Annotated in this window: 15 protein-coding genes; 8 read left to right on the top strand and 7 right to left on the bottom strand. The window is 73.6% G+C overall.

Going from position 1 to position 16,217, the window contains the following annotated elements:
* Positions 1-117: 117 nt before the first annotated feature.
* Complete coding sequence (locus tag ABZ876_RS17950) at positions 118-1,617, top strand: PLP-dependent aminotransferase family protein (protein WP_361781452.1); 1,500 nt, start codon at positions 118-120, stop codon at positions 1,615-1,617.
* 87 nt (positions 1,618-1,704) lie between these two features.
* Here ABZ876_RS17950 and ABZ876_RS17945 read toward each other — a convergent pair whose 3' ends face one another.
* Both ABZ876_RS17945 and ABZ876_RS17940 read right to left on the bottom strand, forming a co-directional pair.
* Positions 1,705-3,258 (bottom strand): hypothetical protein, encoded by a 1,554-nt coding sequence (locus tag ABZ876_RS17945; protein ID WP_361781449.1) that lies wholly within the window; start codon positions 3,256-3,258, stop codon positions 1,705-1,707.
* 33 nt (positions 3,259-3,291) lie between these two features.
* Positions 3,292-3,486, bottom strand: a complete 195-nt coding sequence (locus ABZ876_RS17940; RefSeq protein WP_361781446.1) for a hypothetical protein — start codon at positions 3,484-3,486, stop codon at positions 3,292-3,294.
* A 331-nt stretch (positions 3,487-3,817) separates the two neighbouring features.
* On the opposite strand from ABZ876_RS17940, the gene ABZ876_RS17935 reads away from it, so the two are divergent.
* From ABZ876_RS17935 to ABZ876_RS17915, 5 genes are all read left to right on the top strand, one after another.
* The gene (locus ABZ876_RS17935; protein WP_361781443.1) at positions 3,818-4,210 is read left to right on the top strand and encodes an ankyrin repeat domain-containing protein; all 393 of its coding nucleotides are present in this window, start codon (positions 3,818-3,820) and stop codon (positions 4,208-4,210) included.
* A gap of 301 nt (positions 4,211-4,511) precedes the next feature.
* Positions 4,512-5,930, top strand: coding sequence for a HEAT repeat domain-containing protein (locus ABZ876_RS17930; RefSeq protein WP_361781440.1), 1,419 nt, complete (start codon positions 4,512-4,514; stop codon positions 5,928-5,930).
* A gap of 139 nt (positions 5,931-6,069) precedes the next feature.
* Positions 6,070-7,242, top strand: a complete 1,173-nt coding sequence (locus ABZ876_RS17925) for a glycosyltransferase family 1 protein (protein ID WP_361781437.1) — start codon at positions 6,070-6,072, stop codon at positions 7,240-7,242.
* Entirely contained in the window at positions 7,239-8,507 is a 1,269-nt protein-coding gene (locus ABZ876_RS17920; protein WP_361781434.1) for a glycosyltransferase, read from the top strand. The genes ABZ876_RS17925 and ABZ876_RS17920 overlap by 4 nt, the downstream gene beginning before the upstream one ends.
* Positions 8,504-9,361 carry an SGNH/GDSL hydrolase family protein gene (locus tag ABZ876_RS17915; protein ID WP_361781431.1) on the top strand — a complete coding sequence of 286 codons (858 nt, stop codon included), beginning with the start codon at positions 8,504-8,506 and terminating at the stop codon, positions 9,359-9,361. Before ABZ876_RS17920 ends, ABZ876_RS17915 begins: the two co-directional genes overlap by 4 nt.
* Before the next feature lie 8 nt (positions 9,362-9,369).
* On the opposite strand, the gene ABZ876_RS17910 is transcribed toward ABZ876_RS17915, so the two are convergent.
* Genes ABZ876_RS17910 through ABZ876_RS17890 form a run of 5 tightly spaced genes read right to left on the bottom strand, consistent with a single transcriptional unit; the run spans position 9,370 to position 13,762 of the window.
* Positions 9,370-10,239: a biotin-dependent carboxyltransferase family protein gene (locus ABZ876_RS17910; RefSeq protein ID WP_361781428.1), complete on the bottom strand. Its 870-nt coding sequence runs from the start codon at positions 10,237-10,239 to the stop codon at positions 9,370-9,372.
* On the bottom strand, positions 10,236-10,853 hold the full coding sequence (locus tag ABZ876_RS17905) for an allophanate hydrolase subunit 1 (RefSeq protein ID WP_361781425.1): 618 nt from the start codon (positions 10,851-10,853) through the stop codon (positions 10,236-10,238). Before ABZ876_RS17905 ends, ABZ876_RS17910 begins: the two co-directional genes overlap by 4 nt.
* Positions 10,850-11,602: a 5-oxoprolinase subunit PxpA gene (locus ABZ876_RS17900; RefSeq protein ID WP_361781423.1), complete on the bottom strand. Its 753-nt coding sequence runs from the start codon at positions 11,600-11,602 to the stop codon at positions 10,850-10,852. The genes ABZ876_RS17905 and ABZ876_RS17900 overlap by 4 nt, the downstream gene beginning before the upstream one ends.
* A gap of 22 nt (positions 11,603-11,624) precedes the next feature.
* Positions 11,625-12,446, bottom strand: coding sequence for a putative hydro-lyase (locus ABZ876_RS17895; protein WP_361781420.1), 822 nt, complete (start codon positions 12,444-12,446; stop codon positions 11,625-11,627).
* Positions 12,443-13,762: an MFS transporter gene (locus ABZ876_RS17890; RefSeq protein WP_361781417.1), complete on the bottom strand. Its 1,320-nt coding sequence runs from the start codon at positions 13,760-13,762 to the stop codon at positions 12,443-12,445. The genes ABZ876_RS17895 and ABZ876_RS17890 overlap by 4 nt, the downstream gene beginning before the upstream one ends.
* Positions 13,763-13,935: 173 nt before the next feature.
* Between ABZ876_RS17890 and ABZ876_RS17885 the strand changes: the two genes are divergently transcribed.
* Together ABZ876_RS17885 and ABZ876_RS17880 are read left to right on the top strand one after the other, a co-directional pair.
* Positions 13,936-14,631, top strand: a complete 696-nt coding sequence (locus tag ABZ876_RS17885; protein ID WP_361781414.1) for a GntR family transcriptional regulator — start codon at positions 13,936-13,938, stop codon at positions 14,629-14,631.
* 48 nt (positions 14,632-14,679) lie between these two features.
* Positions 14,680-16,209, top strand: coding sequence for a hypothetical protein (locus ABZ876_RS17880; RefSeq protein WP_361781411.1), 1,530 nt, complete (start codon positions 14,680-14,682; stop codon positions 16,207-16,209).
* The last annotated feature ends 8 nt before the right edge of the window (positions 16,210-16,217 follow it).

Below are 16,217 nucleotides of genomic sequence, written 5' to 3'. Positions count from 1 at the left end.
GGACGGGTCCCCGGACAAAGCGTGCCCCCCTGTGGTGGTCCTGACCTGACGCATGTCACTCTGTGGCTTGGGAAAAGAAGTCATCCATGGCCAATTCGGGGAAGGTGGACTGGGATCATGGCGCAGTGGACCTCAGCGGTGGGTGCGGCACAGCTCGCCCGGCTGCTCACCTCCCAGCAGGACCGTCCCGCGGGCCCCGGCACCCGCCGCCCGCCCGCCTACCGCGCGCTCGCCGACGGCATCCGGCTGCTCGTGCTGGAGGGCCGTGTGCCCGTCGCGGCCCGGCTGCCGGCCGAGCGGGAGCTTGCGCTCGCCCTGTCGGTGAGCCGGACCACGGTGGCCGCCGCGTACGAGGCGCTGCGCACCGAAGGGTTCCTGGAGTCCCGCCGCGGGGCGGGCAGCTGGACGGCGGTGCCGGCCGGGAACCCGCTGCCGGCACGCGGCCTCGAGCCCCTCCCGCCGGAGGCCCTGGGCTCCATGATCGACCTGGGCTGCGCCGCGCTGCCCGCGCCCGAACCCTGGCTCACCCGCGCCGTGCAGGGCGCCCTGGAGGAGCTGCCGCCCTACGCGCACACCCACGGGGACTACCCGGCGGGGCTGCCCGCGCTGCGCGCCATGATCGCCGACCGCTATACGGCACGCGGCATCCCGACCATGCCCGAGCAGATCATGGTGACCACGGGTGCCATGGGCGCGATGGACGCGATCTGCCACCTCTTCGCCGGGCGCGGCGAACGCATCGCCGTCGAGTCGCCGTCGTACGCCAACATCCTTCAGTTGATGCGGGAGGCGGGCGCCCGGCTGGTGCCGGTGGCCATGGCCGAGGAACTCGGCGGCTGGGACCTGGACCGCTGGCGCCAGGTGCTGCGGGAGGCCGCGCCGCGGCTGGCCTATGTCGTGGCGGACTTCCACAATCCGACGGGCGCGCTGGCCGACGAGGAGCAGCGCCGCCGTCTGGTGGAGGCGGCCCGGTCCGCCGGGACCGTCCTCGTCGTCGACGAGACCATGAGCGAGCTGTATCTGGAGGACGGCCTGGAGATGCCGCGGCGGGTCAGCGGCTTCGACCCGGCGGGCTCCACGGTCATCACCGTGGGCTCGGCGAGCAAGGCGTTCTGGGCGGGCATGCGCATCGGCTGGGTGCGGGGCGCCCCGGATGTGATCCGCAGCCTGGTCGCGGCCCGCGCCTACGCGGACCTGGGCACGCCGGTGCTGGAGCAGCTGGCCGTGAACTGGCTGCTCAGCACGGGCGGCTGGGAGCAGGCGGTGGGCCTGCGGCGCGAGCAGGCCAGGGAGAACCGGGACGCCCTGGTCACCGCGGTGCGCCGGGAGCTGCCGTCGTGGGAGTTCTCGGTGCCACAGGGCGGTCTGACGCTGTGGGTGCGCACCGGGGGTCTGTCGGGGTCCCGTCTGGCGGAGGCCGGGGAGCGGGTGGGCGTCCGGGTGCCGTCCGGGCCCCGCTTCGGCGTGGACGGCGCCTTCGAGGGATATGTCCGGCTGCCGTTCACGGTGGGCGGCGCCCTGGCGGAGGAGGCGGCGGTGCGTCTGGCCGCCGCGGCCCGTCTGGTCGAGACCGGTGCGTCGGGTTCGGCCGAGTCGCCGCGCACCTTCGTCGCCTGACCCGGGGCCGGCACGGCTGTGACCGCCGGGGGACCCGGCGGTCGCCGGGAACGCTCCGACCGCGGGAGACCGGCCGGTGGGGGTCCTTCAGCTCTCCGCGGCCACCGCCTCGACACCCGCCGGCATGACCGGCGCACTATGGCGCGGCAGCAGTCCCAGGACCGCCTGCCGATGGCTCTCGCTGGTGGCGTCGTCGTACGGGTCCGGGGTGGCCGGCACCTGGAGACGGTGGACCGGGCCCGAGCCCAGGCGGGCGTAGCCCCGGCCGGGCGGGACGTCCTGGACGGGCGTGGTGTGAGGGGGAGCGCCCAGCACGGCCTCGAGCACGTCCGGGCCCGCGGGGCCGAGCACCACCCGCGCGCGGGTGTACTGCCGCACCGCGTCGGACAGGCCGTCCAGAGCGTCGAGCTGCTCGGCCACCACGACCGTGACGTTCGCCGCACGCCCGTGCCGCAAGGGCACCTGGAGGAGCGTCTGGGGCTCCGGGCGGCCGTCGGCGGCGGCCAGGTGACCGAGAGCGCCGGGCCGGTCGAGCAGGACCCACAGCGGACGCCTGATGTCGTCCGGCGGCGGGTGCCCGGCCTGCCGCGCGCGGTTCGCCGAGATCAGTCGCCGCTCCGTCTCATGGGTCGCCCACTCCAGGCTCGTCACCGCGCCGACCAGGCCCGACTCGACGGCCAGCACGCCGTCCCGGCCCGTCAGACACGCGTACTCGCCGGTGTCCCCGCCCTCGACGATCAGGACGTCGCCGTTCTGGAGCGCCTGAAGGGCGATGGAACGCACCAGCGTCGTCGTACCGCTGCCGGGCGCGCCCGCGATCAGCAGATGCGGTTCGGTGGAGCGGGCACCTGTGCGCCACACCACCGGCGGCACATCGCGCTGCTCGTCGCCGTGGGTGAGCGGGAGCGTGCGCTGGACGCCGGTGGGGTCGGTGAAGCCGAGGACCGTCTCGCCCGGGGCGGTCACGAAGCGCTGTGCGGCGATGTCGGTGGGCAGCGGCGCCAGCACGGTCACCGTGAGCTCGTTGGCCTCCTCGTCCCAGGCGAAGTGGTACTCGCGGCCCCGGCCCGACTTGGCGTGCAGAAGCTGTTCGATCCGGGCCCGTGACGTGGCCTCGCCGTCGGTGAAGTAGGCGGGGTAGCGGATGCGGAGCCGGGAGATCCGGCCACTCTCGTCGAAGTCGTACGAGGGGAAGGCCCGGGCCCATTCCCCACCGTGCGCATAGAGCGGATCGGGATCCTGGGCCGCCGAGAAGTACGGCACCAGTGCCTCGTACAGCGTCCGCAGGCGCTTGGTCTGCGCGTCGTCCGGACCCGAGGGCTGCGGTTTCCTGCGGTCGCGGCCCTTCCAGGCCGCCGCCGCCATGACGGAGAGGCCGGCGAGCAGCGGCCCGTACGGCACCAGGGCGACGACCAGGACCACCGAGGCGACCAGGAAGAGGAGCGGCCCCCGCCGGTCCTTGGGCGTCTCCACCCATCTGCGCCGCCCGGCCCCCGCGAGCCGGCGCAGCCCGCGGGTGAGGAGGAACAGCGGCTGGAGGACGTCGCCCGCGCCGCCGGCCGCCGTCCGGGCCAGCTGCCGGCTGCGGGCCATCCTGGCGCTGCCGTTGCGCAGGATGCGGGGGAGTGGGCGCCGGGCCACGTCGTTCTCCTGAGGGTGTGTGCGGGGGCGGGATCAGAAATTGATCCCGCCGAGCAGGCTCGCGAGGCTCTGGCCGCCGGCCTTGATCCCCGGGGCGATGCCGGTACTGGCGAGGTAGAAGCCGAAGAGGGAGCAGATTGTGGCGTGCGAGCCCTTGAGGTTGTCCTTCCGGAAGAAGAGGAAGACGCAGGTGCCGAGCAGCAGCACACCGGAGATGTTGAGGACCATGTGCTCTCCTGAACGCGGGGACTGTCACCATGAGTACTTCCAGGCTCACAGCATGTATCCATATGATAAAAGGTGCAAACGGGTGAAATGGTCGGGATTTCCCCCGACGGACGGAACGGTCATACCCGAAGGGCCGCCGCGCATGGCTTGACGCCCTCTGTAGTGATCTTTGCCTGGCGCGGTGCCGGTGCTGTGTTGTGGAAGCCAGTACGCTGGCGATTCACCCGTACGGCGGCACCGCTCGCCGCCCTACGCGCCGTGCACGGTGGCCGCGCTCGCCGTCGTGCGCTCCCGCAGTCCCCAGCAGTCGTAGTGAGAGGCGGTCCGGCCGATGAGTGAAGCCCCCGACCCCGAGGTCGTGGAGCTGGCGACCAAGATCTTCGATCTGGCGCGCCGAGGTGAGACCGAGGCGCTCGTGGCGTACGTGGACGCGGGCGTTCCGGCCAACCTCACCAACGACCGCGGCGACTCCCTGGTGATGCTCGCCGCCTACCACGGCCACGCGGACGCCGTCCGGGCCCTGCTGGAGCGGGGCGCGGAGGCCGACCGGATCAACGACCGAGGCCAGACCCCGCTCGCCGGCGCGGTCTTCAAGGGCGAGGTGGAGGTCATCCGGGCGCTCCTGGAGGCCGGAGCCGATCCCGCCGCCGGTACGCCCTCGGCCGTCGACACCGCCCGCATGTTCGGCAAGAACGATCTGCTCGAACTGTTCGGCGCACACTGATGCGAATACTCTGACCAGCGAAAACGACGAAAACGGGGGAGGCGGTACGGGGCCGCCCGAAATAAGGTCGCGACAGCGCAAGACGCCGAGTCATCATGACGTCGTGAATCACGGACGCGATGGCTGGGCAGGTGTTGCCGCACCGCGCGGACCGTGATGCGGTCCGCACGGGCCACCGACGAGAGGCAGAGGAAGATGGTCTACAGCAAGCAAGAGACGGCGGGCGCCCCGACGTGTTGTCACGCGGCCAGGTAATGCGTGTTCCCCGGTTGTGTCGACGCTTGATGTGAGGCTGTTTCCCATGTTCGAACCGGTCATAGCGCCCAGCGGTACGCTCCTCGGCCTCCTCCAGAGGGGCCGCGGTGACGGCACGCTGCACGCGCTCACCGCACCGCGCGCCGAGGCGCTCGCGGCTCTGAACCACTGTGTGCTGCGCGATCCCCGCCACGACTGGCAGGTGGAGAACCGCTCCCTGTACTACGCCCGGCTCTACCTCGATCTGAACGGCGAGCTGGACGAGATCGAGGCGCATCTCTTCGGCGCCGAGGACGTCCTCGACACCGAGGAGTGCCGCACCGGGCTCGCCCTCGCGGTCCTCGGGCACCTCGCCTCGTACGGCAGGCGGGACGCGCTGGAAATGCTGCGCAGGTACGCCGCCTCGGGCGCCAACTGGGCCTGGGCCCTGGACGAGCTGGCGCTGCGCGACGACGACGCGGGGCTGCGCGCCCTCGCCGCTCCCGTCCTGGCCCGCTTCCCGGCCGACCCCGAGGGCGAGGCCGAACTCGCCACCGCCGTCCGTGACGCCTTCGAACCCCGGCCCTGGCGGTTGTGGGCCGACGACCCCCGCTCCTCGGTCGCCACGCGCGTGCGTGCAGCGCAGGAGGCCGGCTGCTTCGACCGGTGGCAGCGGCAGCTGCGGTCCCGGGGCCCCCAGCCGGGCTGGAGCGTCCAGGCGGTCTTCGACTGGGCCCAGCAGGGCATCGAGCGCGGTGCCGTCCTCCATGTGCCCGCCGCCCGCTGCCTGACGGCCGTCGCAGGTCCGGAGGACCGCCCCGAGATCGTCCGGGCAGCCCGCTCCGGCGGCGACGGGGCCCGATGCACGGCCCTGCGCTACCTCGCCGACGGCAACGACCCCGAGGCGCTCGACCTGATCGAGGACGCCCTGGTCACCGGGTCCGCGCTCGTCGCGGACGCGGCCGTGGACGCCTTCGAACGCATGCGCAGTGTGGCCGCCGTGGACCGGGCGCGCGGCTGGGCCCGCCGGCCCGACGCGCTGGGGGCCGCCGCCGGCCGCGTGCTCGCCTGCCGGGGCGGCGCCCAGGACCGCGACCTGGTCCTCGCGGCGCTGCGCGAGGCGGTACGGGGTGAAGGCCCCGACGCACCGACCCTGTGGACCCTTGTCGACGGCGCCGGACGGCTCGGCATCGCCTGTGCCGCACCGGTGCTGCGCCACGTCTACCGCGAGACCGCCTCGTCCCATCTCCGAGGGCGCGCCGCCCGCGCGCTGGCCGCCACCGACCCGTCCTTCGCCGCCGGATTGGCCGTCGAGTGCCTCTGGGACTGCGAGGAGTCCACCCGCGAGATCGCCGCACGGCACGCCGAGACCGGGGACGTCCGCGTCGTCGAGCGGTTGCGCCGACTCGCCGCGGATCCGGCCGAGGAGGCCGAGGTCCAGACCGCCGTACGCAGCCGGATCGGGCCCGACATGCCCACCGTATGAACGTTCGGTGACTCCGGAGTCAGGAGCGTATGGACAGGGGCTGACCTGCTCGGCTGTGCAGCCCAACGCTCATGGGACGTTCCCCGGCCGGAAAGATCGACGTTGACGCGGCCACGTCCGGCACGGCGAGAACACGGGTATGCGTGTCGTCATCGTGACCGAATCCTTTCCCCCCGATGTGAACGGCGTGGCCCACTGCGCGCTCCAGACCGCCCGGCACCTCGTCGATCGCGGTCACGCTCCCCTCGTCGTCGCTCCCACGGCCTCCCCCAAGTTCTCGGCTCCGCTGGAACAGGGAGGCTCCCCCCTCGGCACCGGTACCGGATCCGACGCTTCCGCGCCGTGCCCCGTGGTGCGAGTCCCCTCCATTTCGCTCCCCGGCTACCCCCAGGTGCGCGTGGCACTCCCCAGCCGACGCGTCGCCGCCGCGATCACCGCTCACCGCGCCGACATCGTGCACCTGGCCAGCCCCTTCGTCCTCGGCGTCCGCGGCATGGCCGCTGCCGCCCGGCTCGGCATCCCCGCCGTGGCCATCTACCAGACCGACCTGGCCGGATACGCCCGCACCTACATGGGCGCGGGCGAGGCCGCGGCCTGGCGGCGCATCCGCTCCGTGCACGCCGCCGCCGACCGCACCCTCGCGCCTTCCAGCGCGGCCCAGAACGACCTGGAGGCGCACGGCGTGCCGCGGGTGCGGCTGTGGCCGCGTGGCGTCGACACCGTCCGTTTCCGGCCGGACCTGCGCACGGAGACGATCCGGCGGGAACTCGCTCCCAACGGCGAGCTGATCGTCGGCTACGTCGGCCGGCTCGCCCCCGAGAAGCACGTCGAACTCCTCTCCGGCGTCTGCGGCCTGGACGGGGTCCGTGTCGTCGTGGTGGGCGACGGGCCGAGCGAGACGACCCTGCGGGGCGCCCTGCCCGGCGCCGCCTTCCTGGGCCGCCGCACCGGCGACGAACTGGCCCGGATCTTCGCCTCCCTGGACGTGTTCGTGCACACCGGACCGTTCGAGACGTTCTGCCAGACCGTGCAGGAGGCCATGGCGAGCGGTGTGCCGGTCGTCGCTCCCGCCGCGGGCGGACCGCTCGACCTGGTGGCCCACGGGCGCACCGGGTTCCTCGTCCCGCCCGGTGACGCGAGCGCCGTACGGGACGCCGTGGCGGGCCTGGCGGCCGATCCGGCGCTGCGGACCGCGTTTGGGGCCGCCGCACGCGCCACCGTCGAGGGCCGCACCTGGGCGGCGGTCGGTGACCGGCTCATCGGGCACTACGAGGACGTGCTTGCCGCCCGCAGGGCGGTGGTGGCGGCATGAGCTTCGCCACCGAGCGCTTCGGCGACGGTCTGCGGATCGTCCGGCTCGCCAACTTCGTCGCGCCCGCCTCCGGCGGACTGCGCACCGCCCTGCGGGAACTGGGCAAGGGCTTCAAGGAGGCCGGGCACGAGCCCGTGCTCATCGTGCCCGGGGAACACCACACCGACCGCATGACCGAGCAGGGCCGGGTCATCACCCTGCCCGGGCCGCTGCTGCCCGGCACCGGCGGCTACCGGGTCCTCACGGACAAGCGGCGTGTCGCCTCCCTGCTGGAGGACCTGGTCCCCGACCGCCTCGAGGTCTCCGACCGCACGACACTGCGCTGGACCGGCAAGTGGGCGCGGCGGGCCCGGATCCCCGCCGTGATGGTCTCCCACGAGACCGCCGACGGCGTCCTGCGCACCTGGGGCCTGTCCGAGAACCTCTCCCGGCGCGCCGCCGACGCCCTCAACACCCGCACGGCCCACACCTACGCGCGCGTGGTGTGCACCACAGAGTTCGCCGAGCGGGAGTTCGTGCGGATCGGTGCGCGCAACGTCGTACGGGCCCCGCTGGGCGTCGACCTGGAGCAGCGCCACCCCGCGCTGCGGGACCCGGCGCTGCGCGACCGGTACGCGCGCGGCGACGAGGCGCTCCTCGTCATGTGCTCCCGCCTCTCCGTGGAGAAGCGGCCCGGCACGGCCCTGGACGCGCTGGAGGCGCTGCTGCGGCGCGGGCGGCGCGTGGTGCTGGTGGTCGCCGGTGACGGGCCGCTGCGTGCCCGGCTGGAACAGCGGGCGCGGGAGCGGCGGTTGCCGGCGACCTTCCTGGGCCATGTCCGCGACCGGGACCTGCTCGGCGCACTTCAGGCCGCCGCCGACGTGTGCCTGGCCCCGGGGCCCGCCGAGACTTTCGGGCTCGCCGCTCTGGAGGCGATGGCCTGCGGCACGCCCGTGGTGGCCAGCGCCTTCTCCGCACTGCCCGAGGTGATCGGGTCCGCCGGCGCCACCGCCGTGAACAGCGGGGACGCCTTCGCGGACGCGGTCGACCTGCTCATGGAGCGCTCCGAGGCCGAGCGCCGGGAGGCTGCACGCGCGCGTGCCGAGTGCTTCGGCTGGAAGAGCGCGGTGGACGCGTTCCTCGCCGCACACGACGCGCAGCCGCACGACGCGCAGCCGCACGACGCCCAGAGCCAGGACGCCCAGAGCCGGGACGCGCGGCCGCGCGTCACACCGGCGCCGGCCGAGCCCCGCGTGCGGGGCGCCGCTCGGGAGGGCGTCGTATGAGACCCCTGCGGTTCGTGGCACTCGGCGACTCGCTGACGGAGGGCGTGGGCGACCCCGTCGGGGACACCTGGCGGGGCTGGGCCGCCCTGCTCGCCGACGGGCTCGCCTCCGCGGAGGCGGCCGCGGAGTTCACCAACCTGGCCGTCAGCGGTGCCCAGACGAGGGACGTCTTGGAGCGGCAGACGCCGCAGGGGCTGGCCCTGCGACCCGACGTCGTCTCCGTCGTCATCGGCGTCAACGACACGCTGCGCTGCACCTTCGACATCCACGCCGTCGCCGCCCGGCTCGACAAGGTGTACGCGGCCTTCCGGGCCGAGGGCACCGTGCTGCTCACGGCCTGTCTGCCCGACCCGGGGTCGATGCTGCGGCTGCCCGGCGCGCTGGCGCGGCCGCTCGCCAGGCGGCAGCGGGCCGTCAACGCGGTCGTGCACGCGCTGTCCGAGCGGTACGGGGCCGTCCATCTGCACGCCGCGGAAGGGGGCTGGATCACCGACCGTGCGATGTGGAGCGCGGACCGGCTGCACCCGGGGGAGCGCGGGCACCGGCAGCTCGCCCTGCACTTCCACGCCCTGCTGGCCGAGGCGGGCGTCGCGACCGGTCCCACGCCCTCGCCGGAACCCGACTTCGCCGCACCCACCCGCACGGCCAACCTGTGGTGGCTCGCCACGGCCGGGACGGCCTGGGTGGCCCGGCGGTGCACCGACCTGCTGCCCCAGCTGCTCACCCTGGCCGCCGCGGAGGTGCGCCACAAGGCCAGGGGGACCAGCGCCCGGCTGGATCTGAGCGCCTCGCACGCGGTGGCGTCCGCACTGGCCGCGCTCTCGGTGACCGAGCAGCAGCCGGACGCGGCCTGAGGGGGCCGCTAACGACGGCTCACGACCGTGAACCGCACGGGGGTGCCCGGAGTCGCCTGTGCGGCCGCAGACAGGTCGGCGGCCCGCACAACCGCGATCACCGGGTACCCACCGGTGGTCGGATGGTCGGCCAGGAACACGACGGGCCTGCCGTCGGGCGGTACCTGGACCGCCCCCAGCACCATGCCCTCACTGGGCAGTTCACCCGTGCGGACCCGCTCCAGGGCGGGACCTTGCGTGCGCAGGCCGATCCGGTTGCTCGCGGCGGACACCCGGTACCCGCGCGTGACGAGGGTGCGGAACGCGTCCGCGGTGAACCAGTCGTCGCGTGGGCCCGGCGTCACCCGCAGCACCAGTTCGGCCGGGGGGCCCGGCTGGGGAACGGTGTCCACGCGCGCGCATGGGCCGGCCGGCCTCCCGAGCGGGAGCACGGCACCGTCCGCGAGCGGCGGCGGGCCGAGCCCGGAGAGCAGGTCCGTGGAGCGGCTGCCGAGCACCGGCTCCACGGTGATCCCGCCCGCGACACCGAGATAGCTGCGCACCCCGGACCGTGCGGGCCCGAGCTCGAGCAGCGCGCCGCCGGGGACGCGCACCGGTGCTCCCCAGGGCGCGGGACGGCCGTCCACGGTGACCGCGCACGGCGCGCCGCCGACCGCCACGGTGACCGCCGAACGCGGCCGCACGGCACAGCCGTTGAGCGTCGTCTCCAGCACCGCCGCCTCCGGCGGATTGCCGACCAGCCGGTTCACGAGCGCCGCCGCGGGCGTGTCCAGCGCGCCGGAACGCGGCACACCGAGGTGGGCGTGGCCGGGCCGCCCCCGGTCCTGCACGGTGGTCAGCACCCCGGCCCGGACGACCGCGAGCGCACGGTCCGTCATCCGGCCCCCACCGGTACGAAGCGGACCCGGGCACCCGGCACGAGCAGCGCGGCCGGCACGCGCGCGGGGTCCCACAGAACCGTGTCGGCCGAGCCGATGAGCTGCCAGCCACCCGGCGACGAGCGCGGGTACACGCCCGTGTACGGGCCCGCGAGCGCCACCGAACCCGCCGGGACGGCCGTGCGCGGGGTGGTCCGGCGCGGCACGTGGTAGCGGTCCGGCAGGCCGGTCAGATAGCCGAAGCCGGGCGCGAACCCGCAGAAGGCGACACGGAACTCGGCCGCCGCGTGGATCCGCCCCACCTCCTGCGGCGCCACGTCCCACAGGGCCGCCACCTCGGGCAGATCGGGGCCGTCGTACCGCACGGGAATCTCGATCGGCTCCCCATCCCGCGGCGGGACCCCCGGGATGGGGATGCCGGCCAGCCGGGCCGCGGCCCGGGAGGGCTCGGGCACCCCGTCGAGGAGGACCGTGCGGGCCGCGGGGACGATCTCCGCCGCCGTCAGCTCCCCGGCGGCCCGGCGGCGCAGCAAGTCGGCGTGCAGGGCCTGGGCCTCCTCCCCGGAGGAGACCTCGACCAGCAGGGCCGAGTCGCCGACGGGCAGCACCCTCATACGAAGGCCTCCACGCGCACGCCCGACGCCTCGAGCCCGGCGCGCACCCGTCGGGCCAGGTCGACCGCTCCGGGCGTGTCCCCGTGCAGGCACAGGGAGCGCGCCTGTACGGGGATCTCGCGCCCGGAGCGGGCGGTGACGGTCCCGAGGCGGGCCAGGGCCACCGAGCGCCCGACGACCGTGTCGGGTTCGGTGATCACCGCGCCGTCCTCGCCGCGGGCCACGAGTGTGCCCTCGTCCGTGTAAGCGCGGTCCGCGAACGCCTCGGTGACGGCCGGGAGTCCGGCCTTCCCGGCGACCTTCAGCAGGCGTGATCCGGGCAGCCCCAGCACGGGGAGCGTCGCGTCGGCGAGCAGCACGCCGTCCACGACCGCCTCGGCCTGCCGCTCGTCGTGGACCACCCGGTTGTAGAGCGCGCCGTGCGGCTTCACATATGACACGCGGGAGCCCGCCGCGCGGGCGAAGACCTCCAACGCGCCGATCTGATAAGCCACTTCGGCCGCGAGCTCGGCGGGCGGCACATCCATCGCGCGGCGCCCGAAACCGGCCAGGTCGCGGTAGGAGACCTGGGCGCCGATCCGTACGCCGCGCTCGGCCGCCAGCAGGCACACCCGTCGCATGGTGGCCGCGTCCCCGGCGTGGAAGCCGCAGGCCACGTTGGCGCTCGTGACGACCGACAGCAGTCGCTCGTCGTCGGTGAGCCGCCAGCGGCCGAAGCCCTCGCCTAGGTCGGCGTTCAGATCGATCATGACCCCTCCTGGTCGTCCGACGTCAGCCGACGCGGTACTGGTCGTCGCGGGCGTCGGTGATGAACATCTGCCCCGGCGCGTGGGTGATGGCGAAGGGCGGCCGTGAGGCCCTCACCGCCGCCTGCGGGGTCACTCCGCAGGCCCAGAACACCGGGATGTCGTCCGGTTCGGCGTCCACCGGGTCGCCGAAGTCCGGCCGGCCGAGGTCCTCGATGCCGAGGCCCGACGGATCGCCGCAGTGGACGGGGCCGCCGTGTACCGCGGGGAGCAGACTGCTCTCCCGGATCGCGGCGGCCAGGTGCTGCGGCGGAACCGGGCGCATGGACACCACCATCGGGCCGTGCAGCCGTCCGGCCGGTCGGCACTCGCGGGCGGTCACGTACATCGGGACGTTGCGGCCCTGCTCGATGTGGCGCAGTGGGACACCCGCCTCGGTCAGCGCCCACTCGAAGGTGAAGCTGCACCCTATGAGGAAGGACACCAGGTCGTCGCGCCAGTGGCCCAGCACATCGGTGGGTTCGTCCACCAGTTCGCCGTCCCGCCACACCCGGTAGCGTGGCAGATCGGTGCGCAGATCGGCGCCGTCCGCGAGAACCGTGGTGAAGGAGCCGGCGTCGGTGACGTCCAGGACCGGGCAGGGCTGTGGATTGCGCTGGCAGAACAGCAGCATGTCGTAGGCCCAGTCCGCCGGGACGGAGATCAGGTTGACCTGGGTGTGGCCCGCGGCGGCCCCGGCCGTGGCGCCGGTCGTCCCTTCGCGGAAGCGGGCCCGGGCCTCCCGCGGGCTCCACGCGTGCGCGTGCTCGTCGACGACGGTCACGGAGCGGTCCTGGGTACGGTTCACCGCAGCTCCTGTCCGCGGGTCTCCGGCAGCCCCAGCAGCGCCAGCGCGGCGAGGCCGTACCCGACCGCGCCGAAGACCAGCGCACCGCCCACGCCCCAGCTGTCGGCGAGGAAGCCCACCAGGGTGGGGAAGACGGCGCCCACGGCGCGGCCGGTGTTGTACGTGAAGCCCTGGCCGGTGCCCCGCACGGCCGTCGGATACAGCTCGCTGAGATAGGACCCGAAGCCGCTGAAGATCGCCGACATGCAGAACCCGAGCGGGAAGCCGAGCACCAGCAGCAGGGTGTCGGCGCCGCTCGGGATGTTCGCGTACACCAGCACACAGAGGGCCGAGAGCAGTGCGAAGAGCCAGATGGTGCGCCTGCGTCCGAGCACGTCGGTGAGGTGACCGCCGGTCAGGTAGCCGATGAAGGCTCCGGAGATCAGGAACGTCAGATAGGTGCCGGTGCCGACGACGGACAGGCCCCGCTCCGTCTTCAGATAGGTCGGCACCCAGGTCGCCAGGGTGTAGTAGCCGCCCTGGACGCCCGTGGAGAGCAGGCCCGCGAAGACCGTCGTGCGCAGCAGGCCCGGCGCCCCGTCCCTGCCCGGGCGGAAGATCGCCGCGAAGGAGCCCTTCTGCGCGCTGGCTTCGCGCCGGGTCCGCGCCTGCGGGGCGTCGTGGACCCGACGGCGCATCCAGATCACCAGCAGCGCGGGCAGCGCACCGGTCCAGAACATCACGCGCCAGGCCAGGCCGTCGTCCACGAAAGAGAACACCAGGGTGTAGACGGCGGCGGCCAGCGCCCAGCCGACGGCCCAGGAGCTCTGGATCGCGCCGAGGGTACGGCCCCGGTGCCGGGTGCTCGCGTACTCGGCGACCAGGATGGCGCCGACCGCCCACTCGCCGCCGAAGCCGAGCCCCTGGAGGGCCCGGAAGACCAGCAGCGTCTCGTAGGTGGGCGCGAAGCCGCACGCGACGGTGAAGACGGCGTAGGTGACCACGGTGATCATCAGGGCCTTGACACGTCCGACACGGTCGGCGACCACGCCGGCGACGGCGCCGCCGACCGCGGAGACGATCAGGGTGACCGTGGTGAACAGGCCGGTCTGTCCGCTGTCCAGGCCGAAGTACGCGGCGAGCGCGACCATGCTCAGCGGCAGCGTGAAGTAGTCGTACGCGTCCAGCGCATAGCCGCCGAAGGCCCCCGCGAAGGCGCGCCGGCCGCGCGGGCCCAGGGCCCGCAGCCAGCCGGACGCGCCCTCGTCGGTCAGGGGTTCGGCCGTGTCCGGCCGGGCGTCGGAGGTCAGGGCCTGGGATGGAGGGTTCGAGCTCATGGGCACCTCGCAGATGAGGGACGGAGGGTGCTGGAAACCGAGCCATGCCGTGCGTATGCCGCGGCGCCGCTGCAGGGAGCGGGCGGCGCCGTGTGCAGAAAGGTAGAGGATCGTTGAACGATCCTTCAATACCCGTGTTGTTTCGTTCTCGTCTCTGCGCTTGAATTCCGGGCATGGCAGAGCAGCTGACGGGACTGGCCGACGACCGCGCCCTCCTCGGGCGTACCAGCACCGCCGAGCGGGTCTCGGACATCCTCAGAAGCCGCATCGCCGAGGGCTACTTCCCGCCCGGCACCCGGCTGTCGGAGGACAGCATCGGCGGCGCGCTCGGCGTCTCCCGCAACACGCTGCGCGAGGCGTTCCGGCTGCTCACGCATGAGCGGCTGCTGGTCCACGAATTGAACCGCGGGGTCTTCGTGCGGGTGCTGGCCGTCGAGGACGTCGAGGACATCTACCGCGTCCGGACACTCGTGGAGTGCGCCGTCGTACGCGGCCTCGGGGAGCCGCCGTACGCCCTGGACGGGCTCGCCGAGGCAGTCGCCGAGGGCCGGCGCGCCGCCCGGGAAGGTGACTGGAAAGGGGTGTCCACGGCGAACATCCACTTCCACCGGGAGCTGGTGGCCCTCGCGGGCAGCGAACGCACGGACGAGCTGATGCGCAGCGTCTTCGCCGAACTGCGGCTGGCCTTCCATGTGGTGGACGATCCGCGCCGGCTGCACGAGCCGTACCTCGCACGCAATCTCCGGATCCTCGAGACCCTGCGGGCCGGGGACCGCGACCGGGCCGAGGAACTGCTCGCGGACTACCTCGACGACTCGCGAGCGGGCCTCGTCGAGGTCTACGGGCGCCGGGTGGCGGACGCGGGCTGAGGGCCGTCGTTTGGGTCGTTGTCAGACCGAGGACCTAATCTGTGCACCGTGACTTCGCCTGCATCGACGGACCGTGTTCCGCCCCAGCTCAGCGCGGGGCCGCGCCCCGCTGCGGGTCCGGCCGCCGACGAAGGGCTGGCGCGGCGGCTGCGCGCACTCGCCTGCACCGCGCCGCTGCACGACCTCGACGCGCGCAAGGCCAACCTCGCGGGTGAGTACTCGGTGTACGGGATGGCGGAGATCGCCCTCGCCGCCATCGACCTGGTCACCCTGAACATGGACTTCGACACGGGCGCCGACCACGACCAGATAGTGGCCCGGCTCATCCCGCGCATCGCCGCCCAGGCCCCGCAGCGCCCGGTCGCCGAGCACGAGCGCGTGGCCCGCTGGGTGCTGGAGAACCTGATCAACGTCGGCAGCGTCGACCGCGGCTTCCGTGCGGTGTACGGCACATTCGACCCGGATGGCACCTATACCCGCCGGGACTACGACTTCAAGCTGGTCGAGGAAGTGCCCGGATACGGCGGGAGCGTCTACCTCCGGACGACGGACGAGGCGGTCAACGTGCTCGTCGGCGCCCTCGACACGGATGTCACCAGCGCCCAGATCGCCGCCGAGGTCAAGCTCGAGGTGCTGATCAGCCGAGGACGCCTCGCCGACGCCCAGCTCGCCGCCGAGCAGGCGCGCTACCGCACCGTGCAGTACTCCGAGTCCCTGCGCAGGGCCCTGGAGGCCACCCGGCGCAATGTCCGCGCGGTCGACTGGCTCAACGCGGTGCCGGACATGATCGCCGAGGCCCTCGACCACGTCGCCGACCGCTACCGCCACGAGAACGCCATCCTCACCAACATCCGCAAGGCCCGCGACGAGTCCGAGGACCCCGAGCAGAAGCGACGCGCCGCCGAACTCGTCGACATCGTCAAGGACTGCATCCGCAGACACACCCAGCTTCAGTCCCGGCTGCTGGAGGCGGGCCCGCTGTTCCGTGCCGAACAGGACCGGCAGGCGTTCGCCACGCCGATGACGACGTCCGGCACGGACCTCTACGGGCATCTCCTCGCCCCGGTGCTGCCGCTCCCGCTGGAGCAGGCGATCCGTGTCACCGACGCCTTCTTCGCGCACGGCACGGGACTGCGCACGCCCGGTTCCGTGCGGGTCGGGGATCTCGTCGACCTGCTGCTGACGCCCCCGGTGGAGCGCGAGCACCTCGGGGCCGAGATGCCCGAGCCGGACCTCGTCGCGACACCGGACGACAGCCGGTTCAGCGAGGAACAGCTCGCCGCCGCGACCGAGTTGCTCGACCTGCCGGCGGACGCGCCGCGGCGGCTGTCCGGGCTGCTCGCCGAGGCGCGCCGGACGGGAGATCCCGACCTGTCGTACCTGGTGGCCCTGCTGGCCGTGCACGCGGCCAGCCCGCCCGTGGGCACGGCCTACCGGCAGGGCGAGGAGAAGCTGCTTTTCGCCGTCGACGACGGAACGGAGCTGGACGACCCCGAGTTCGGCGGTGCGGATCTGATCGTGGGAACGGCTCTGCTCGACGCGGCCGGAATGGCTGCGGACCGCACGGAGGCGGCATGACCGGCAAT

The sequence above is a fragment of the Streptomyces sp. NPDC046931 genome (genome assembly GCF_040644655.1).
GTDB lineage: Bacteria > Actinomycetota > Actinomycetes > Streptomycetales > Streptomycetaceae > Streptomyces.
Note: the sequence above shows the minus strand (reverse complement) of the source record. Positions and strands in the feature narration are given on the sequence as shown.